Source organism: Arthrobacter sp. 05N428_2 (assembly GCF_056397065.1).
Window position 1 is genome coordinate 210,096 of record NZ_JBFTMR010000002.1, and the last position, 18,495, is coordinate 228,590.

At 67.5% G+C, this 18,495-nt stretch carries 17 protein-coding genes and 2 tRNA genes; 12 read left to right on the forward strand and 7 right to left on the reverse strand.

Annotated elements, in window-relative coordinates:
- Positions 1-66: 66 nt before the first annotated feature.
- Positions 67-1,047 (reverse strand): acyl-CoA thioesterase, encoded by a 981-nt coding sequence (locus AC1DGI_RS02710; RefSeq protein WP_476897666.1) that lies wholly within the window; start codon positions 1,045-1,047, stop codon positions 67-69.
- 63 nt (positions 1,048-1,110) lie between these two features.
- Here AC1DGI_RS02710 and AC1DGI_RS02715 point away from each other — a divergent pair, with 63 nt between their 5' ends.
- Positions 1,111-1,770, forward strand: coding sequence for a DUF8185 domain-containing protein (locus AC1DGI_RS02715; RefSeq protein WP_441402989.1), 660 nt, complete (start codon positions 1,111-1,113; stop codon positions 1,768-1,770).
- A gap of 64 nt (positions 1,771-1,834) precedes the next feature.
- On the opposite strand, the gene AC1DGI_RS02720 is transcribed toward AC1DGI_RS02715, so the two are convergent.
- The 3 genes from AC1DGI_RS02720 to AC1DGI_RS02730 form a co-directional block, all read right to left on the reverse strand.
- Positions 1,835-2,473 carry a CG0192-related protein gene (locus AC1DGI_RS02720; protein WP_476897667.1) on the reverse strand — a complete coding sequence of 213 codons (639 nt, stop codon included), beginning with the start codon at positions 2,471-2,473 and terminating at the stop codon, positions 1,835-1,837.
- A gap of 110 nt (positions 2,474-2,583) precedes the next feature.
- A complete protein-coding gene (locus AC1DGI_RS02725) occupies positions 2,584-3,042 on the reverse strand; it encodes a globin (protein ID WP_441402991.1) in 459 nt (152 codons plus the stop codon).
- A 2-nt stretch (positions 3,043-3,044) separates the two neighbouring features.
- Positions 3,045-3,719 (reverse strand): mechanosensitive ion channel family protein, encoded by a 675-nt coding sequence (locus AC1DGI_RS02730; protein WP_476897668.1) that lies wholly within the window; start codon positions 3,717-3,719, stop codon positions 3,045-3,047.
- Between the two features lie 88 nt (positions 3,720-3,807).
- Here AC1DGI_RS02730 and AC1DGI_RS02735 point away from each other — a divergent pair, with 88 nt between their 5' ends.
- The gene (locus tag AC1DGI_RS02735; RefSeq protein ID WP_476897669.1) at positions 3,808-4,812 is read left to right on the forward strand and encodes a Rossmann-fold NAD(P)-binding domain-containing protein; all 1,005 of its coding nucleotides are present in this window, start codon (positions 3,808-3,810) and stop codon (positions 4,810-4,812) included.
- On the opposite strand, the gene AC1DGI_RS02740 is transcribed toward AC1DGI_RS02735, so the two are convergent.
- Both AC1DGI_RS02740 and pepN read right to left on the reverse strand, forming a co-directional pair.
- On the reverse strand, positions 4,800-5,312 hold the full coding sequence (locus tag AC1DGI_RS02740; RefSeq protein WP_441400730.1) for an OsmC family protein: 513 nt from the start codon (positions 5,310-5,312) through the stop codon (positions 4,800-4,802). The two genes, AC1DGI_RS02735 and AC1DGI_RS02740, sit on opposite strands and share 13 nt — an antisense overlap.
- Positions 5,313-5,319: 7 nt before the next feature.
- On the reverse strand, positions 5,320-7,872 hold the full coding sequence (pepN, locus tag AC1DGI_RS02745; protein ID WP_476897670.1) for an aminopeptidase N: 2,553 nt from the start codon (positions 7,870-7,872) through the stop codon (positions 5,320-5,322).
- A gap of 145 nt (positions 7,873-8,017) precedes the next feature.
- Between pepN and AC1DGI_RS02750 the strand changes: the two genes are divergently transcribed.
- From AC1DGI_RS02750 to AC1DGI_RS02760, 3 genes are all read left to right on the forward strand, one after another.
- Complete coding sequence (locus tag AC1DGI_RS02750) at positions 8,018-9,025, forward strand: hypothetical protein (RefSeq protein ID WP_441400732.1); 1,008 nt, start codon at positions 8,018-8,020, stop codon at positions 9,023-9,025.
- A gap of 69 nt (positions 9,026-9,094) precedes the next feature.
- A complete protein-coding gene (locus AC1DGI_RS02755) occupies positions 9,095-9,589 on the forward strand; it encodes a ribose-5-phosphate isomerase (protein ID WP_441400733.1) in 495 nt (164 codons plus the stop codon).
- Positions 9,589-10,560 carry an Fpg/Nei family DNA glycosylase gene (locus tag AC1DGI_RS02760; protein ID WP_476897671.1) on the forward strand — a complete coding sequence of 324 codons (972 nt, stop codon included), beginning with the start codon at positions 9,589-9,591 and terminating at the stop codon, positions 10,558-10,560. Before AC1DGI_RS02755 ends, AC1DGI_RS02760 begins: the two co-directional genes overlap by 1 nt.
- A 167-nt stretch (positions 10,561-10,727) precedes the next feature.
- Here the strand turns inward: AC1DGI_RS02760 and AC1DGI_RS02765 are convergent.
- A tRNA-Gly gene (locus AC1DGI_RS02765) sits at positions 10,728-10,798 on the reverse strand.
- Positions 10,799-10,929: 131 nt separating this feature from the next.
- Here AC1DGI_RS02765 and AC1DGI_RS02770 point away from each other — a divergent pair.
- From AC1DGI_RS02770 to AC1DGI_RS02800, 7 genes are all read left to right on the forward strand, one after another.
- Positions 10,930-11,004 (forward strand) — tRNA-Pro (locus tag AC1DGI_RS02770).
- Positions 11,005-11,071: 67 nt separating this feature from the next.
- Positions 11,072-12,475, forward strand: coding sequence for a trigger factor (gene tig / locus AC1DGI_RS02775; protein ID WP_476897672.1), 1,404 nt, complete (start codon positions 11,072-11,074; stop codon positions 12,473-12,475).
- A 245-nt stretch (positions 12,476-12,720) separates the two neighbouring features.
- Positions 12,721-13,335 carry an ATP-dependent Clp protease proteolytic subunit gene (locus AC1DGI_RS02780; RefSeq protein ID WP_476897764.1) on the forward strand — a complete coding sequence of 205 codons (615 nt, stop codon included), beginning with the start codon at positions 12,721-12,723 and terminating at the stop codon, positions 13,333-13,335.
- A gap of 38 nt (positions 13,336-13,373) precedes the next feature.
- Positions 13,374-14,033: an ATP-dependent Clp protease proteolytic subunit gene (locus AC1DGI_RS02785; RefSeq protein ID WP_441403605.1), complete on the forward strand. Its 660-nt coding sequence runs from the start codon at positions 13,374-13,376 to the stop codon at positions 14,031-14,033.
- Between the two features lie 216 nt (positions 14,034-14,249).
- On the forward strand, positions 14,250-15,530 hold the full coding sequence (gene clpX / locus AC1DGI_RS02790; RefSeq protein WP_476897673.1) for an ATP-dependent Clp protease ATP-binding subunit ClpX: 1,281 nt from the start codon (positions 14,250-14,252) through the stop codon (positions 15,528-15,530).
- 134 nt (positions 15,531-15,664) lie between these two features.
- Positions 15,665-16,282 (forward strand): mycothiol-dependent nitroreductase Rv2466c family protein, encoded by a 618-nt coding sequence (locus tag AC1DGI_RS02795; RefSeq protein WP_476897674.1) that lies wholly within the window; start codon positions 15,665-15,667, stop codon positions 16,280-16,282.
- Between the two features lie 352 nt (positions 16,283-16,634).
- On the forward strand, positions 16,635-18,464 hold the full coding sequence (locus AC1DGI_RS02800; protein WP_476897675.1) for a glycoside hydrolase family 15 protein: 1,830 nt from the start codon (positions 16,635-16,637) through the stop codon (positions 18,462-18,464).
- Positions 18,465-18,495 lie beyond the last annotated feature (31 nt).

Genomic DNA, 18,495 nt, shown 5'->3' on the forward strand with positions numbered 1-18,495 from the left:
TTAGTCCCGCCGGGCCAACGGCAAAGGGTCGGCTCCCCACGGGGGGAGCCGACCCTTTGTCGTCCGTCAGGCGCGGTCGGCCTTGCGCATCTGGTGCTGCAGGACCTTGGTCTGGACGGCGCCCTTGACCTTGCTCTTGAGGTCCGTGGGCACCCGGATCATGCCCTCCTGCGCGACCGTGGCGACATGCTGGCCGTCCTGGCTGAAGATCTTGCCCGTGGCCAGGCCGCGTGCGCCCTGCGCGCTCGGGGATTCCTGGACGTAGAGCAGCCACTCGTCCACGCGGACGGGGCGGTGCCACCACATGGCGTGGTCCAGGCTGGCGACCGACATTCCCGGGGTGATCCAGCTGAGGCCGTGCCGGCGCAGGACGGATTCCAGCAACGTGTAGTCGCTCGCGTAGGCCAGCGCCGCCCGGTGCATCTGGGGGTCATCGGGCATCGGTCCGAAGGTCCGCATCCAGACGGCGTTCCGGGCCTCCTTGGCCCCCGTCGCGGACACATACAGCGCCGGATCCACGTGGCGGATGTCAAAGGGGCGCTCGTAGGCCCAGTGCCGTGCCACCGGGTGGTCGTACTTGCCGAGCAGATCGGCAGTGCTCGGCAGCGACTCCGGGCCCGGGATGCCGGTCGGCATCTCGGTCTGGTGCTCGATTCCCTCGTCCTCGTCCTGGAAGGACGCGATCATCGACAGGATGGGCATGCCCTCCTGGTACGCGTGGACCCGGCGCGCGGAAAAGGACCGTCCGTCGCGCAGCCGCTGGACACCGAAGGTGATGGGCTTGTTGGCGTCGCCGGGCCGGAGGAAATAGCCGTGCATGGAGTGGACGCCACGGCCTTCCGGGACGGTGCGGCCGCCGGCCACGAGGGACTGCGCGAGGACCTGGCCGCCGAAGACACGCTGCCGCGGCTGTTTCTGCGACGGACCCATGAAAATGTCCTCGTCGGTCCGTGCGCCCTCCAGATCGCCGAGGTCCAGGAGTTGGATGAGCGAGGAGGTGGGGTCCTCGAGGGGCATCGCCTGCGTTCCGGCGTCGGCTTCAGTCATGGTTTGACTCTAGACGGCACCCCGGCACGGCTCAAAAGAGGCGCAACCGGTAGAGTCGAGATTGTGCCTGACGTCCTCATCGAGCCCCTGCAGTTCACCGATCCCCGCGACCTCGCCGACCTGCGCACCTTTGCGACGCGGGCCAGGGCCATTGACGACGGCGCCATCCGGCTGAGCGCCGCCGGACCCGTGCTGGCCGCCTACGTCTGCGTACTCCGCCCCCGGCTGCTGGGTGAGTCGACGCCCACCATTCTGGGGCTCCGCACCGTGGCGCTGGCCGAGCCCGCCGAGCTTGACGTGACCGTCCCGCTTTCCGCCGTACTCGACCGCCTGGCCCGAGCGGGCGCCGACGACGTCGCACTTCCGGTCCCGCCCGTGACCGTTACCGAATCGTGGGCCGGCGTCGGCGCTCCCCGCAGCGGCTGGGAGTCGCTCGGCACCCTGTCGGACCTAAGCCTGCGGCAGGGCGCAGAGGCGGGGATCACCGAGATCGCCGCGATCATCCCGGAGAAACCCGGCGCCCTGATCGTCAACAACGCCCGCGCGACTGTCTGGGGACGGCCGTTGCCCGACGCCGGAGGCCTGCCCGCGGGGGCCGCGTTCGCGGCACTGACGCTGGGCTTCCTGGCGGACGGCCAACAAAGCCTCTTCCGTGCGGGCCGCTGGTTCCGCCTCAGCAGCCCCCGTGGCCACGTCCTGGTCCGGGCTGGCTCGGGACTGTAGGCATTCCGCCGGGTGACTGCCGGGCGGCCGGCGGCCGACCGTCGGGCCGAGCGATCCGCCCGTGTCAGGGCGCAGTGGCCGCTGCGAGTTTGACCGGGGCCTGTTGCCCGGCCCACGTGGCTGTCAAGGCACGCGGTCCGGCAGGCGGGCCCGCCAGCTCGAGCCGCCGCACGACCAGCAGTTCAACGTCCCCGGTCCGGACCAGGGTTCCCGCACCGCTGCTGTTGCTGCCGGGGGCGGTCACGACGCCGATATCAGGCGGTGACGCGACTATCGGTCCGGTGCACTTCACGACGACGGATTCCGGCATCGCCTCGAGCCGACCCTCGACGTCAAGATACTGCTCGGCCTGCGGGGTGCCCGTCAGGATGGCGGCGGCCAGGGCGGCCAAATAGCTGGGATCGCCGCACGCATCGTAGATCCACCTCTGGCCGAGGACCGAGTGCTCCATGGTGCCGATCAAGGACGCTTCGGCACCGTGCAGGGGAGACCCGCGGTAGGTCAGGGGCACCTGAAAGACAGTGTCCGCCCCCGCGACCAGCATCGTCTCGATACCGACTTCGCCTTCCGGGTCATCGAACCGGAACGAGCCGGCCTTGCTCAGGGCGTCACCGTGCGCCGTGAACCATGGCTGCAGCGGCAGCCACCCCTCCAGGAGTTCCATCTTCGTCGGGTGCAACTGGGCTTGATGAATAATTGCCATGCGAGCCAGCCTACTTGCCTCGCCATACCCGGGCGGGTATTCTGGATGTAGAAAGACCCCGGAGACATTCCCCCAAGTGCCTCCGGGGTCTTTCCATTTCCACTTCGGTTTCAGGCCCCTGACGGGCTGTTGACCATCGAGAGCGCGGCGCGTTCCATATAATCCCAGAGCGTGCTCTCGTAGAGCGGCGGCAGTTCCAGGGCGTCCACCGCGACGCGCATGTGGTGCAGCCACGCCTCCTTCGCCTCGGGCGTGACGCGGAACGGCTGGTGCCGCATCCGGAGCCTTGGGTGGCCGCGTTCTTCCCCGTAGGTGGTGGGGCCGCCCCAATACTGTTCCAGGAACATCAGGAACCGGCGCTTGGCCGGTCCGAGGTCCTCCTCCGGATACATCGGGCGCAACAGCGGATCCGTGGCGACGCCGTCGTAAAAGGCGTCGATCAGCTTCACGAAGGTCTCGTGGCCGCCCACGGCATCATAGAAATTGTCCGTGTAGCCGGGCTGGCTGAATGGATCGTTCTGCATCAGCATCTTCGGCCGGCCCGGTTCGCCGGCTGCGGAAATCGTCATGTCTATTCTCCGGCCTTTTGCTGGGGTGCGGCTTGCTGGGGTGCCACGCCGGCGTCATCGGCCGCGAGGGCGTCGGGTGATACGTACGTGCCCTGCGAACGGTTGCCCACCCGCAGGATCTCGCCGTTGCGCAGGTACCAGACGGTCCCGTCCTCGGCCCTGACCCGGGTGATGCGCAGGCCCATGGACTCCACGATCCCCACCACTTCGGAGGTCTCGATGACGTCGCCGATCCCATATTGGTCTTCGATGGTGATGAAGATGCCGGCCAGGAAATCGCGGATCAGCTGCTGGGCGCCGAAACCGATGGCGACGCCGAGAATGCCGACGCTGGTGAGGAGCGGGGCAATGTTCACATTGAGGTTTTGCAGCACATAGATCACGGTGATGACGACGACGAGCACGCTCACGACGCTATTGAGCAGCGCCCCGATCGTGTTGGCGCGCTGTTCGCGCCGCTGATTGTCCAGGGCGCGCAGCGCCGGCGCCACCCAGCGGAAATGCGGCTTCTTGAAGAAGGTGGTGCCGGCGGCGACGCGCTTGGTGATGCCGGAGATCACGAAGGACGCCACCAGCCACGCGGCAACGCCCACTCCGATGCTGATCAGGACACCCGGCAGGTTGATGGCGGAGATATCCGGCGCCGTGATGGGCGCGGCGGTGGTCAGGCTGTACATCGGTGGGGTTTGCTCCTAACGCGCGCCCGCGTTCGCCGGGCGCATAACACTCTGTTCACCTTCAACAGTAGCGCCGTAGCGTTGCCCCATGCGCATCCTGGTCCTCGGCGGCACAGCCTTCCTGTCAGCAGAAATTGCCCGGCAGGCCGTGGCCGGCGGGCACGACGTCCTCTGCCTGGCCCGCGGAACAAGCTCGCCGCCGCCGGAGGGCGCCGGCTGGCTGCAGGCGGACCGGGCACAGGGTCCGGCCGCCTACGCCGGCGCGAGCGCTGCAGGGGAGTGGGACGCGGTCATCGAGGTCGCCCGGGATCCGCTGCAGGCGCGGGAGGCGCTCGAAGCCTTGGCCGGCCGCGCCCGGCACTGGACGTTCGTCTCGAGCTGCTCGGTCTACGCCGACCATTCAGTGCGCGGTGCCGCGGAGGACGCCCCCGTGTTGGAGCCGCTGGCAGGGAGCGCGGAGCCGACAGCGGAGAACTACGGCGAGGCGAAATCCGCCATCGAACGGGCCACGGCGGACTTTGTCGGCGACAGGGCGCACTTGTGCCGGTCCGGACTGATCGGAGGGCCCGGAGACGGCTCAGACCGCTACGGTTACTGGCCCGCCCGCTTCGCCCGGGACTCCGGCCCGGTCCTGGCTCCGGAGATTCCCGCAGCTCCGACCCAGGTGATCGACGTCCGCGACCTGGCGGCCTGGCTGTTGTTTGCAGCCGAAGCCGGTGTCACCGGGGTGCTGAATGCGGTCGGTGACCCGGTCCCATTTGCCGCGTACCTCGAAGAATCGCGACGGCTGTCCGGGGGAGTCTCCGAGACGGTGATGGCGCCGGCCGGCTGGCTGGCCGCCCACGGGGCGAACTACTGGGCAGGACCGGATTCCTTGCCGCTCTGGCTGCCACCCGGCCACGACGGATTTTCCGCGCGCAGCAATGCCGCGGCCCGCGCGGCGGGTCTGCGGTTGCGCCCGTGGACCCAGACGCTGGCGGACAGCCTCGCGGATGAGCGGCGCCGGGGTCTGGACCGGGAACGAAAGGCCGGTCTCAGCCCCGACGCCGAGCGCCGGCTGGTGCGCGACTTGCGGGCGGCTCAGTCCGCCTGAGCCGAGGCGCCCCGATCCACGGCGCCCGGACCCGCGGCGGCCGAGGTCTCGTGCCGCACCGGGAAGTTCACGCTCCGGGCGATGAAGCACACCGCGTTCGCTTCCCGGTGGAGCTCCTCGAGCAGCGGCTCCGCAACGGGAGCCGCCGTCGTCACGCGGGGCTTGAGCGTCACTGACTCGAACTGGCCGCTGCCGTCCCGGTTGGTCCGCATCACGCCTTCGGCGGAGTCCTCGTACCCGGTCACCACCACGCCGTGTTTGACGGCGACGTGCAGGAACGACAGCATGTGGCACTGCGAGAGCGCCGCCAGCAGCAACTGCTCGGGGTTATAGCGTCCAGCGTCGCCGTGGAACGTGGGGTCCGCCGAGCCCTTTAGGACCGGCAGGCCGGGGATCTCGACGTCGTGGTCGCGGGAATAGCCGCGGTACGTGTCCGTCCCGCCGCCCAGATTCCCGGTCCAGCGGACTGCCAATGTGTAATGGTGCTCGTCGAGGCTCATTGCGGTCCTAGACGTCCGCCGCGCGTGCGCGCAGGGCCCGGGCGACGCCGTCGCGGTTTTCCAGCATCATCCGGCGCAACGCCGCGCTGTCTTCCGGCAGCGAAGCCAGGAACTCATCCGTGCGGTCCACCGTCGCCTGCGTGGTCAGCTGCGCCGGATAGAGCCCGAGGACGATCTGCTGGGCCAGCGCGTGGGTGCGGTCCTTGACGATCCCCGGGACGGCCTCGAAATACTTCCCGGCGTAGGGCTCCAACAGCCCGGTATCCAGCACCCGCGTGAAGCCGGCGACCGCCGAGCCCTGCAGCGCGTTGGACAGCTCACCCTTGACCACAATCGACTCCCAGGCCGCCGCCTTGGCTTCGGCGGTGGGGATGGCGGCCTTGGCCAGGGCCGCGGCGTTTTGGCCGGTGGCCGTGTTGTCGTGCTCCAGTTCGGCGTCGATCTGCTGCTGGCCGGCGCGTCCGCCGACCACGAGGGACGCGATCAGTTCCCAGCGCAGGTCCTGGTCCACGGCGAGGCCGGCCAGTTCCCGGGAGCCGTCCAGCAGGCCGGCGACCGTGTCCAGCTGCCCGGTACTGCGCGCCAGCAAGGCGAAGGACTTCACGAACTGCAGCTGCGCGTCGGAACCGGCCGGCACGCGGGAGGCGAGCTCCCAAAGCCGGTCGGCGGCCGCCGCCGCGGTCGCGTCCTTGTACTCCGCGGCCACATAGAAGTTCAGCGTGGTAGCGAGCTGGCGGAGCTGGACCTGGATCACGGACGAGTCTGATTCCTCCGCGATGTTGGCGAGGATCAGTTCCACATAGCCGCGCGCCGGGGTTTCGCCGTCGCGCGCCGCGTCCCAGGCCGAGCCCCAGACCAGGGTGCGGGGGAGGCTCCGGCCAAAGTCCTTCAGGTGCGCGGTGGCGGTCGCGAGGGACTTCGGGTCGAGCCGGACCTTGGCGTAGGCGAGGTCGTCGTCGTTGAGCAGGATCAGGTCCGGCTGCGCGAGGCCGGCCAGGGCCGGAACTGAGGTGCGCTCGCCGTCGACGTCGAGTTCCTCGCGGTGGACGCGCTCGAGCTTCCCGGCGCCGTCCAGGTTGTAGAAGCCGACAGCGAGCCGGTGCGGCCGGATCGTCGACTGGGCCTCGGTGGCGGACTGCAGGATGGCGAAGGACGAAATCGTGCCGTCAGCTTCGACGGCGAGTTCGGGCTTGAGCGTGTTGACCCCGGCGGTCTCCAGCCAGAGCCGTCCCCACTGGTCCAGGTCGCGGCCGCTGGACTTTTCCAGCTCGACCATCAGGTCGCTGAGCTCGGTGTTCTGCCAGGCGTGCTTGCGGAAATACTCGCGGACGCCGGCCATGAACTCTTCCGGCCCGACCCAGGCCACCAGTTGCCGGAGCACCGAGGCGCCCTTGGCGTAGGTGATGCCGTCGAAGTTCACCTCGACGTCCTCCAGATCGTTGATTTCGGCGAAGATCGGGTGGGTCGTGGGCAGCTGGTCCTGCCGGTACGCCCAGGACTTCTCCACCGAGGCGAAGGTGGTCCAGGCGTGGTCGAACTTCGTGTTCTCGACGGCGGCAAGATGGGACATGTACTCGGCGAAGGATTCGTTCAGCCAGAGGTCGTTCCACCAGCGCATGGTGACCAGGTCGCCGAACCACATGTGGGCCAGTTCGTGCAGCACGGTGATGGCGCGGCGCTCCACCTGCGCGTCCGTGACCTTGCTGCGGAAGACGTAGCCCTCCAGGATCGTGACGGCCCCGGCATTCTCCATAGCACCCGCGTTGAACTCCGGCACGAAAAGCTGGTCGTACTTTTCGAACGGGTACGGGCAGCCGAACTGGGCCTCAAAGAACTCGAAGCCCTGCCGGGTGAGCTCAAAGATGTTGTCCGCGTCCAGGTACTGCATGAGCGACTTGCGCGCATAGACGCCCAGCGGGGTGACCTTGCCGTCCGCGGACTTCACTTCGCTGCGGACGGACTGGTACGGCCCGGCGATCAACGCGGTGACGTAGGAGGAGAGCCGCGGGGTGGGCGCGAATTCCCACACCGACCGCGCGCCGCCGTCCACGCCGGGGGTGGTTTCCACCGGCGCCGGGGTGGGGGAGTTGGAGACAACATCCCAGCGCGAGGGTGCGGTGACGGTGAAGCTGAAGCTGGCCTTGAGGTCTGGCTGTTCGAAGACCGCGAACATCCGTCGGGAATCGGGAACTTCAAACTGGGTGTAGAGATAGACCTCGTTGTCTACCGGGTCCACGAAGCGGTGCAGGCCCTCGCCCGTGTTCATGTAGGGCGCGTCCGCGACCACCAGGAGTTCGTTCTCGGCGGCAAGATCGGGAAGCTGGATCCGGATGCCGTCGGACACTTCCGCCGGATCCAGTTCGCGGCCGTTCAGCGTGACGCTGTGCACCTTCCGGGTGACGGCGTCGATGAAGGTTGAGGAGCCCGGCGTGGCCGTGAAGGTCACGGCGGTGGTGGAGCCGAAGACCTCCGCGCCCCGCGTTAGGTCCAGGCTGACGTCATAGGAGCCGACGGCGATCAGTTCGGCGCGCTCGCGGGCTTCGGCGCGCGTGAGGTTCATTCCGGGCAAGGGGTGCCTCCAGGATTGGTCGGAGAGGTGGAAACGATACTGTGAAATTATTCTTTCACGGTGAGGCCGGTTGGCAAGCGGCGGCTGGCCGCGGGCATCGTCTGCGCGTGCGTGCCGCAGGGGTAGCGTTGGAGCCATGGGAAAGATCCGGGATTCCGTCGACACCAGGGCCCTGCGTTTCGCCGTGGGGTTCCCCGTCATGCTGGCGGCCGCGTTCGTGGTCTGCGCACTGCTGATCCGCGCCGACCTGCCCGAGCCGCTGGCGGTCCGCTGGACCGACGCCGGCGCAGCGGACTTCGCGCCTTTCGGAGCCGTGGTGGGCGCCGGCGCGGGACTGATCGTGCTGGTCGGCTGGGCCATCCTGCTGCAGGCCGCGCCGCTGTCCCGCCCGGCGCTGATGCGCCGGTTCATGATGGGTGCAGGGCTGAGCATGAGCCTCTTCGTCACGGCCGTCCTCGCCGCCCTGCTGGTCGGCCAGCTGGGCCTCGCCGACGCCCGGGAGTCCCGCGTCGATGTGACCATTTTGGCCATGGGCAGCGGGGCTGCGCTGGGTTTGGGCGTGGTCATGGGGTTCGTCTTCAAGGCGGACGAACGGTGGTCCACCGATGACGAGCGGGCCGTGCGGGAGGCCCTCGCGCGGGAACAGGACCCGGAGCTGGCCAGGGACACCGTGGGTCTCTGGGTGCACGCCCGCAGTTCGGTGTTCGTGATGCTCGGCATTGCCACCCTGTTACCGGCTGCCCTGCTCACCGTCGCCGTCCCGTGGCTGGCGGCGGTCCTCGTAGCTGCAGCTTTGCTCGCGGCCGTGTTCCTCTTCGCCCGCATCCGGGTGGACCGCGGCGGGCTGCAGGTGTTCGCCGGCGGCTTCGTACGGGTCATGGATGTGCCCGCCGCCGCCATCGACGCGGCGACGCCCCAACAAGTCAAGGCCGCCGACTATGGCGGATGGGGCTACCGGAGCCGCGGCGCCACGACGGCGTTGCTGGTCGGCAGCGGACCCGCCGTCGTCGTTGACCGCTCCGACGGCCGGCGGCTGACGGTGAGCGGCGGCAGTGCCGCGACGGCGGACAACGTGGCGCAGGTGCTGTCCCGCGTGGCTGCCCGGGCGCGCCGCAACGGCGGGGCGCCCGCGTCGCAGCCCTAGTAAACTGGGAACAGCCCTGACCAGCGGCGCCGCGAGTCCTCCGGCGCTCCCCACAGAACGGATCTGCCCGTGACCACTGCCCCGGACTTCCCGCGCGTTCACATCGCCACCGACCACGCCGGCATGGAACTTAGCGCCCACCTGGTGCACCACCTCGGCGCCAAGGGGTACGAGGTGGTAGACCACGGGCCGAAGACCTACGACGCGCTGGATGACTACCCCTCCTTCTGCATCAACGCCGCCACTGCCGTGGTGGTCGACCAGGCAGCCGGCACGTCCGCGCTGGGCATTGTCCTGGGCGGCTCCGGCAACGGCGAGCAGATCGCTGCCAACAAGGTCAAGGGGGTCCGCGCCGCGCTGGCCTGGAACCTCGACACCGCCAGGCTGGCCCGTGAACACAACGACGCCAACGTCGTGGCCGTCGGCGGCCGGCAGCACAGCGTGGACGAGGCCACCGCAATCATCGAGGCCTTCCTGACCGAGCCCTTCAGCAACGAGGAGCGGCACGTCCGCCGGATCGGCAAGATCGCCACCTACGAGACCACCGGCGAGGTCGTCGAATAGTGCCGGAGGGGCATTCGGTCCACCGGCTGGCCCGGCAGTTCGCGGACGTCTTCGAGGGGGAGCGGCTCGCCGTTTCCAGCCCGCAGGGGCGGTTCGCCCAGGGCGCTGCCGTGCTCGACGGCCACGTGCTCACCGGCTCGGCGGCGCACGGGAAGCACCTGTTTCTCGGCTTCGAGCACGGGCTGGTCCTGCACGTGCACCTGGGCCTGTACGGGGCCTGGGACTTCGGCGGCGACGCGGATTTTCGCGGCGCGTCCAGCATCGGCGCGCCCCGGAAAGTGGGCGAGCGGGAGCTCTACGACGACGGCGGCGCGGATGCCGGGCTGGCGGGTGCTGGGCATGCGGGTGTCGGGTGCGCGGGGCCGCCGGCCCCCGTCGGAGCAGTCCGGGTCCGCTTGGTCAGTGGACACGGCTGGGCGGACCTGCGCGGCGCGACCACCTGCGAAACGCTGACCGAAGCCGAGGCGGACGCCGTCGAGGCCCGGCTGGGTCCTGATCCGCTGCGGAATCTCCCTGGCGACCGGGACGCCTTCATAGCCGGGCTGGCCAGGAAGCGCACCCCGCTGGCGACGCTGCTGATGAACCAGTCGGTGATCGCCGGCGTCGGGAACGTCTACCGTGCCGAGTTGCTGTTCCGGCAGCGGCTGGACCCGTGGCTTCCCGGGGCGGCACTGCCGGCGGAGGCCGCCGGGCGGCTCTGGGACGATACGGCCGCGATGATGTCCGACGGCGTCCGCGACGGCCGGATCATCACCACACCGGCGCGCTACTGGACGGAGCCCCGCGCCACGGAAGAAGGCGCCACGGAACTTGGCTTCACGGGACCGGGCGGCAGGCTGCCGGCCCCGGAGGACGCGCACTTTGTGTACCGGCGGCAGGGTCTGGACTGCCGGGATTGCGGGACCGCCGTGGCCCTGACGGAGCACGCTGCGCGGAAGCTCTACTGGTGCCCGGCCTGCCAGCAGGATTGAGCCGGCTGATGTGCCGGTCTCCTCATCGATTGCTCCAAAGCGGCTGTTTTGAGCCGTGATAAGGGCACCTGCGGAGCAATCGATGGACTGGGCATGAGGCCTGGACATGAAGGCGCGGACATGAAAAAAGCCCCTCCGGAGAGGGGCCCTGTCTTCGTCAGACTCGGAGGGGACGACGGGAATCGAACCCGCGTAATCAGTTTGGAAGACTGAGGCTTTACCATTAAGCTACGTCCCCGGGAACTTGCTGGAACTTCAGCTAAGCTTCCGGGCGGCTGTTGAAGCCGGATACAACTAAACCCAATTCAGGCCCCCGGTGTCAAATGTGCAAACCGGCACACTATGACCGTAGACTGTTCTGTGCACTTACGGGGTGTAGCTCAGCTTGGCTAGAGCGCCTGCTTTGGGAGCAGGAAGTCGCAGGTTCAAATCCTGTCACCCCGACTCTGCAGCGACTGCCAGGCAGTGGTGTTGCAGAACCCCATCCCCCAAATCCAGGAGTACTTAGACTGTGAAGAGCGCTGTCGAGAACCTCACCCCTACGCGGGTCAAGCTCAATGTTGAGGTCCCCTTTGAGGAATTGAAGCCCAGCATCGCAGAGGCATACAAGACTGTTGCTTCGCAGATCCAGGTTCCCGGTTTCCGCAAGGGCAAAGTCCCCTCCAAGCTCATTGACCAGCGCGTTGGCCGCGGCTACGTCCTGGAAACGGCGATCAACGAAGGCCTCAACGGCTGGTACCAGACCGCCGTGCAGGAAACCGGCATCCGGCCGCTGAGCCGTCCCGAGGTTGAAATCACCGAGGTGCCGGACCCTTCCGCCACCGACGGCGAACTCAAGTTCCACGCCGAAGTTGACGTCCGCCCCGAGATCGAACTCCCGGACTACGCCGGCATCAAGGTGGAGGTTGCCGCTGCCGAGTCCGGCGAAGCCGACGTCGACAAGGCCCTCGACGAACTGCGCGGCCGCTTCGGCACGCTCAAGTCCGTTGACCGCCCCGCCGCCGACGGCGACTTCCTCACGATCGACATCACCGCCTCCATCGACGGCGCCGAGGTCGACTCCGCGTCAGGGCTGTCCTACCAGGTCGGCGCCGGCACCATGCTCGAAGGCCTCGACGAAGCCGTCACCGGCCTCAGCGCCGACGAAGACGCCATCTTCGACACCACCCTGGTGGGCGGCGACCACGCCGGCGAGTCCGCCCAGGTCAAGGTTGTGCTCAAGGCCGTCAAGGAGCGCGAGCTTCCCGAGGCCAACGACGACTTCGCCCAGCTCGCGTCGGAGTTCGACACCCTGGCCGAGCTCCGCGAGGACCTCGCCAAGCAGGCCGCCGACTCCAAGATTGTCGAGCAGGGCGTAGAGGCCCGCGACAAGGTCCTGGACAAGCTCGTCGAGCTCGTCGAGGTTCCGGTACCGGCGTCCGTCGTCGAGGAGCAGATCGAACAGCACTTCAGCGCCGAGAACTCCCACGGTGAAGGCGACCACGACACTGAGGAGCACCGCGCCGAGGTCAAGGCCAACACCGAGCGTGCCTTCCAGAACGAGGTCATCCTTGACGCGATCGCCGAGAAGGAAGAAGTCGACGTCAGCCAGAACGAGCTGATCGACTACATCGTCACCACCGCCAGCCAGTACGGCATGGACCCGAACCAGTTCGCCCAGATCATTGATCAGAGCGGCCAGGTTCCGATGATGGTCTCCGAGGTCCGCCGCCGTAAGGCACTCGCCGTCGTGCTGGGCCAGGCCGAGGTCACCGATTCCGAGGGCAACAAGGTTGACCTGAGCGACTTCGTCCGCCCCGGCGGCGAAGAGGCGCCGGTCGAGGCAGCCGACGAGACCGACGTCGAGGACGTCGCTTCCGAAGAAGCAGCACCCGAGACCGCTAAGAACGACGACCCGGCAGCAGTGAAGTTCTAACACTTTCTGTACCCGAGTTTCCCGCAGCACTCCCGGATCACCGATCCGGGGGTGCTGTTTTTTAAGCCCGCGATGAACCCTCCCGGCCGGTCGTGCGCCGTCAGCGAACAGCCCTGTGCCTGAGCACAAAGCGGCTGCGAAAACCGTTAGTGTCCAAGTAGGAAAGTTCAGTGATGCCGTCCAGTGGCGTCACCGTCGCCAGCGAGAGGTAAGTACATATGTCACAGCAAGCAGGGGCACCCCGGATGGCTACCGTCGATCCGGCCGCCCAGGATAACTACATTTACAACCGCCTGCTGAAAGAGCGCATCATCTGGCTCGGCTCCGAGGTCCGTGACGAGAACGCCAACGCGATTTGCTCGCAGCTGCTGCTGCTCTCGGCCGAGAACCCCGAGAAGGATATCTACCTGTACATCAACTCGCCCGGCGGCTCGGTTACCGCCGGCATGGCCATCTACGACACGATGCAGTTCATCCCGAACGACGTCGTCACCGTCGCCACCGGCCTGGCCGCCTCGATGGGCCAGTTCCTGCTCTCCTCCGGCACCAAGGGCAAGCGCTACGCCACCCCGAACGCCCGGATCCTGATGCACCAGCCCTCCGGCGGCATCGGCGGCACCGCTTCGGACATCAAGATCCAGGCCGAGCTGATCCTGCACATGAAGAAGGTCATGGCCGAACTGACCGCGGAGCAGACCGGACAGTCCGTCGAGACCATCCTCAAGGACAACGACCGCGACAAGTGGTTCACGGCGACCGAAGCCCTCGAATACGGCTTCTTCGACAAGATCGCGGCGCACGCCGGGTCCGTGGCAGGCGGCGGCGGAACGAACGCCAACGGCGCCGGCACCGAAAACTAACCGGCACGCAGACAGAACCGACTCCAGGAGCAATGAACATGAACTACAACTTCGGATCGACTGCCGGGAACCTGCCGAGCAGCCGCTACGTGCTGCCGCAGTTTGAAGAGCGGACCCCTTACGGCTTCAAGCGCCAGGACCCCTACACCAAGCTTTTCGAGGACCGCATCATCTTCCTGGGCGTCCAGGTGGACGACGCCTCCGCCGACGACGTGATGGCCCAGCTGCTGGTGCTCGAGTCCACCGACCCGGATCGGGACATCACGCTCTACATCAACTCCCCAGGCGGCTCCTTCACCGCCATGACGGCGATCTACGACACCATGACGTACATCCGGCCGGAGATCCAGACCGTCTGCCTCGGCCAGGCGGCCAGCGCAGCGGCCGTCCTGCTCGCCGCGGGCACCCCGGGCAAGCGCCTGGCCCTGCCGAACGCCCGCGTCCTGATCCACCAGCCCTCGCTGTCCGGCGGCCAGGGCGGACAGGCCTCGGACCTGGAGATCCAGGCCGCCGAGGTCATGCGCATGCGGGAATGGCTGGAGGACACGCTGGCCAAGCACTCCGGGCGCACCTCGGAGCAGGTCAACAACGACATCGAACGCGACAAGATCCTCACCGCAGCCGAGGCTATGAGCTACGGCCTGATCGACCAGGTACTTGATTCCCGCAAGATCAAGCCCCAGGCAATCACGCGGTAGCGCGGACCACCGTACAGCAAGCAGTAACCGACGCCGGTGCGGCGCCACAATGTGGCCGCACCGGCGTCGGCTTTCCACCCAACAGGCCCAAAGTGACCTAGAGTGGAACATGTCACGGCCGGCGTCCCACGCGGAACGTCCGTGATTCCAGAAACGGGTGCAGCGCTGCGCAGGAGTTCTACAGGGCCGGCAGCACGTTACTAAAGGGGTTCACATATGGCTCGGATTGGCGAGAGCACGGATCTGCTGAAGTGTTCTTTCTGCGGAAAGAGCCAGAAGCAGGTGCGGAAGCTCATTGCCGGGCCCGGCGTCTACATCTGCGACGAGTGCATTGAACTCTGCAACGAGATCATTGAAGAAGAGCTCGCCGAAGTAGCCGACCTGGGAAGTTTTGAACTGCCCAAGCCCCGCGAAATCTTTGACTTCCTGCAGGAATACGTGATCGGCCAGGAACCCGCCAAACGCTCACTCGCCGTCGCGGTCTACAACCATTACAAGCGGATCCAGGCCGGCCACGCCCCCAAGAGCGGCAGCCTCGCCGAGGGAGTCCACCACGACGACGTCGAGATCGCCAAGTCCAACATCCTGCTGATCGGCCCCACCGGCTGCGGCAAGACCTACCTGGCGCAGACCCTGGCCCGCCGCCTGAACGTCCCCTTCGCCGTCGCCGATGCCACCGCGCTGACCGAAGCCGGGTACGTGGGCGAGGACGTCGAGAACATCTTGCTCAAGCTGATCCAGGCCGCTGACTACGACGTCAAGAAGGCCGAACAGGGCATCATCTACATCGACGAGATCGACAAGATTTCGCGCAAGAGCGAGAACCCCTCCATCACCCGCGACGTTTCGGGCGAGGGCGTGCAGCAGGCCCTGCTGAAGATCCTCGAGGGCACCGTCGCGTCCGTCCCGCCGCAGGGCGGCCGCAAGCACCCGCACCAGGAATTCATCCAGATCGACACCACCAACGTGCTCTTCATCGTGGCCGGTGCCTTCGCCGGGCTCGAGGAGATCATCGGTTCGCGCTCCGGACGCAAGGGCATCGGTTTTGGCGCCCCGCTCAACGAGGTCAAGAACAATGCGGACTCTTACGGCGAGGTCATGCCGGAGGATCTGCTCAAGTTTGGCCTCATCCCCGAATTCATTGGCCGCCTCCCGGTCATCACCACGGTCTCGAATTTGGACCGTTCGGCACTGATCCAGATCCTATCCACGCCCAAAAACGCCCTCGTAAAGCAATACCAGAAGATGTTCCAGCTCGACGGCGTCGAACTGGTCTTCGAGGAGGAGGCGCTGAACACCATCGCAGACCAGGCACTCGAACGCGGCACCGGCGCCCGCGGGCTCCGGGCCATCATGGAGGAAGTCCTGCTGCCGGTGATGTTCGACCTGCCGAGCCGCGACGACGTCGCCACCGTGGTGATCACCGAAGACGTGGTGGCCAAGAAGGCCGAACCCACCATGATCGCCCACGACGTCAAACGCCGTAAGTCCGCCTGATCCGTCTCGCCTGAGCCGCGCCGCCCCGGAATAAATCAGCCGTGCAGGCGGCTGTTACCAGTGATGCGCTTGCGCAACTGATGCGTCCTGCGTCCGCTGCGCATTCCCCCTGACATTCCTTAAGGAGAACAGCTGTGTCTGAAACCCTGACCAACAAGGCCGATTTCTGGTTTGATCCGATGTGCCCCTTCGCCTGGGTGACGTCCCGCTGGATCGGCGAGGTCGAAGAGGTCCGCGATATCCGGACGGAGTGGCACGTGATGAGCCTGGCCGTCCTGAATGAGGGCCGCGACGAGCTGCCGGCCGAGTACAAGGACTTCCTGGTCAAGGCCTGGGCACCGGTCCGGGTGATCATCGCGGCCGCGGAGAAGCACGGAGCCGAGTTCATCAAGCCGCTCTACGACGCCATGGGCACCAAGATCCACAACGAGGGCAACAAGGACTTCGCCGAGGTCATCGCCAAGTCCCTGTCTGAGGTGGGCCTGCCGGCCGAACTGGCTGCCGCCGGCCAGAGCGATGAGTTCGACGCGCAGCTGCGCGCCAGCCACGACGCCGGCATCTCGCTGGTCGGCCAGGACGTTGGCACCCCGGTTGTCGCGTTCAACGGCACGGCGTTCTTCGGGCCGGTTCTCACGCGCATCCCGCGCGGCGAGGACGCCGGTAAGCTCTGGGACGCCGCCGTGACGCTGGCCTCCTTCCCGTCCTTCTTTGAACTCAAGCGGAGCCGCACCGAGAGCCCGGACTTCAGCTAGTCCGCAGGCCGGCGGGTCCGCCGCAAGGGCCCCGGAAGAACTACCTACTTGTAGTTCTGCCGGGGCCCTTGTGCATCCCCGACCGCGGGAGAAGAATGGGTGTACCAACTTCGAAAGAAGGGGGACGCAGGAACCAAAGATTCAGTGACACTCATCCGACGCAGCCTTCGGCAAAGTCAGATGATGGCTACCAGTGACGAGGTAGGAAGACCTGAAAATCCTAGGATCCCGCCAGATTGCCAAAGACGTCACGTGGCAACCGAAAGTCGAAGCCCCACCAACCGCAAAAAGCTGATGGGGCTTCCCCTTTGCCCAAAATCGCATCAGCCCAAAACCGCATCAGGGTGGAGCCATGAGCAGTGAGCCCATCGCGAACTACGCGCTCCTGTCGGACTGCTGGTCCGCCGCGCTGGTCAGCGTTGCGGGCTCCGTCGACTGGCTTTGCTTTCCGCGTTTCGACAGCGCCTCGGTTTTTGGCCGGCTCCTCGGCGAGGACGCCGGCTTCTGGTCTGTACGGCCCGCTGACAGCCACTCCACCACCCGGAGGTATCTCGGCGCGTCCATGGTGCTGGAGTCGGTCCACACCACCGCCGGCGGCCGGCTCACTGTCACCGACGCCCTGGTCCTGGGCAGCGGCCAGCGGGGCCACGATCTCGGCCAGGCGTCCCCCGGGACCCTGCTGCGGCAGCTCGCCTGCACCGCGGGAACCGTGGAGGTCCAGGTCTGTCTCGCCGCGCGGCCGGGCTACGGGCTCATCCGACCCGTGCTGGAGAACGTCGCCGGCGGCGTCCTGGTCCACGCCGGAGCCGAGGAACTCGCGCTCTCCACGTCGGTGCCCTTCGAGCTCGACGGCGGCACGGCATCCGCCGTCGTGACCCTGCGCGCGGGCGACGTTCTGGGCTTCGCCCTGCACCGGCAGCGCGGCCCCGGCGAGGAGCCGGTCTTCTGGAGCCAGCAGGAGATGGCGCGCCGGCTCGCGGACACTGTCGAGGGGTGGACCAGCTGGTCCGGAATCCACCAGAACTACCGCGGCCCGTGGCAGGAGCTCGTCGCCGGCAGCGGCCGGGTCCTGCAGGCCCTGAGCTTCTATCCAACCGGAGCGATCGTGGCCGCCCCGACGACCTCCTTGCCCGAGGTGGCCGGCGGCACCCGCAACTGGGACTACCGGTACACCTGGGTGCGGGACGCCAGCATGACCCTGCAGGCGCTGTGGGTGGCGGCCTGCCCGGACGAGGCCGGAAAGTTCTTCCAGTTCCTCGCGACGGCCGCTGCCCGCCAGCTGGCCCGCGGCGAGGAACTGCAGATCATGTACGGGATCGGCGGGGAGCGGGACCTGCCCGAACGGGTATTGGAGCACCTCCCCGGCTGGCGGGCCAGTGCACCGGTGCGGGTCGGCAACGGCGCCTGGGATCAGCGGCAGCTCGACGTTTACGGCGAGCTGCTGGACGCGGCCGCGACGATGCCGGAATTCCTCGCCGACCTCGCCCCGGACACGCTGCGCTTCCTCGCGGACGCTGCCGACGCCGCCGTGGCCCGCTGGCGGAACCGGGACCAGGGAATCTGGGAGGTCCGGGGCGAGCCGCGGCACTACTTATATTCCAAACTGATGTGCTGGGTGGCGGTGGACCGGGCCATCACCCTCGCGGACGTGCTGCAGGCGGCGGACCGGGTGCCGCGCTGGGAGGCCGCCCGCGAGCAGATCGCCGATTCCATCTGCGCCAACGGCTGGAGCGAAACCGCCGGGGCGTACACCCAGGCGTACGGCACCGAACACCTCGACGCCTCGGCCCTCATGCTGGCGATCGTGGGGTTCCTCCCGGCCGACGACGCCCGCTTCCTCGCAACGATCGAGGCGATCGAGCAACGGCTCACCGACAGCCGCGGCCTGGTCTACCGCTACCACGGCGACGACGGGCTGCCGGGTGAGGAAGGCACCTTCCTGCTCTGCACCTTCTGGCTCGCGCAGGCCCTGGCCCTGGCCGGGCTGACGGAGCGGGCCAGGGCGGTCTTCGAACGGGCCGCCGGGTTTGCCACCGCCCTGGGGCTGATGGCCGAGGAGGTCGCCCCGGACAGCCGCGAACTGCTGGGCAACTTCCCGCAGGCGTTCAGCCACATCGGCCTGGTCAACGCCGCCTGGGCCATCAGCGAGGCGGAACGGCGCAGCCGGGGCTCCGGTTCGTAGCTGCGGAAGAGGACCGGCGTAGCATAGCCGG

Excerpts from the sequence above, each read along its gene's own strand:
- pepN (WP_476897670.1), bottom strand. The coding sequence starts at position 7,872 with ATGAACCTCACGCGCGCCGAAGCCCGCGAGCGCGCCGAACTGATCGCC.
- AC1DGI_RS02740 (WP_441400730.1), bottom strand. The coding sequence starts at position 5,312 with ATGAGCCTCGACGAGCACCATTACACATTGGCAGTCCGCTGGACCGGG.
- AC1DGI_RS02800 (WP_476897675.1), top strand. The coding sequence starts at position 16,635 with ATGAGCAGTGAGCCCATCGCGAACTACGCGCTCCTGTCGGACTGCTGG.
- AC1DGI_RS02780 (WP_476897764.1), top strand. The coding sequence starts at position 12,721 with ATGGCTACCGTCGATCCGGCCGCCCAGGATAACTACATTTACAACCGC.
- AC1DGI_RS02735 (WP_476897669.1), top strand. The coding sequence starts at position 3,808 with ATGCGCATCCTGGTCCTCGGCGGCACAGCCTTCCTGTCAGCAGAAATT.
- AC1DGI_RS02730 (WP_476897668.1), bottom strand. The coding sequence starts at position 3,719 with ATGTACAGCCTGACCACCGCCGCGCCCATCACGGCGCCGGATATCTCC.
- clpX (WP_476897673.1), top strand. The coding sequence starts at position 14,250 with ATGGCTCGGATTGGCGAGAGCACGGATCTGCTGAAGTGTTCTTTCTGC.
- AC1DGI_RS02720 (WP_476897667.1), bottom strand. The coding sequence starts at position 2,473 with ATGGCAATTATTCATCAAGCCCAGTTGCACCCGACGAAGATGGAACTC.
- AC1DGI_RS02750 (WP_441400732.1), top strand. The coding sequence starts at position 8,018 with ATGGGAAAGATCCGGGATTCCGTCGACACCAGGGCCCTGCGTTTCGCC.
- AC1DGI_RS02785 (WP_441403605.1), top strand. The coding sequence starts at position 13,374 with ATGAACTACAACTTCGGATCGACTGCCGGGAACCTGCCGAGCAGCCGC.
- AC1DGI_RS02725 (WP_441402991.1), bottom strand. The coding sequence starts at position 3,042 with ATGACGATTTCCGCAGCCGGCGAACCGGGCCGGCCGAAGATGCTGATG.
- AC1DGI_RS02710 (WP_476897666.1), bottom strand. The coding sequence starts at position 1,047 with ATGACTGAAGCCGACGCCGGAACGCAGGCGATGCCCCTCGAGGACCCC.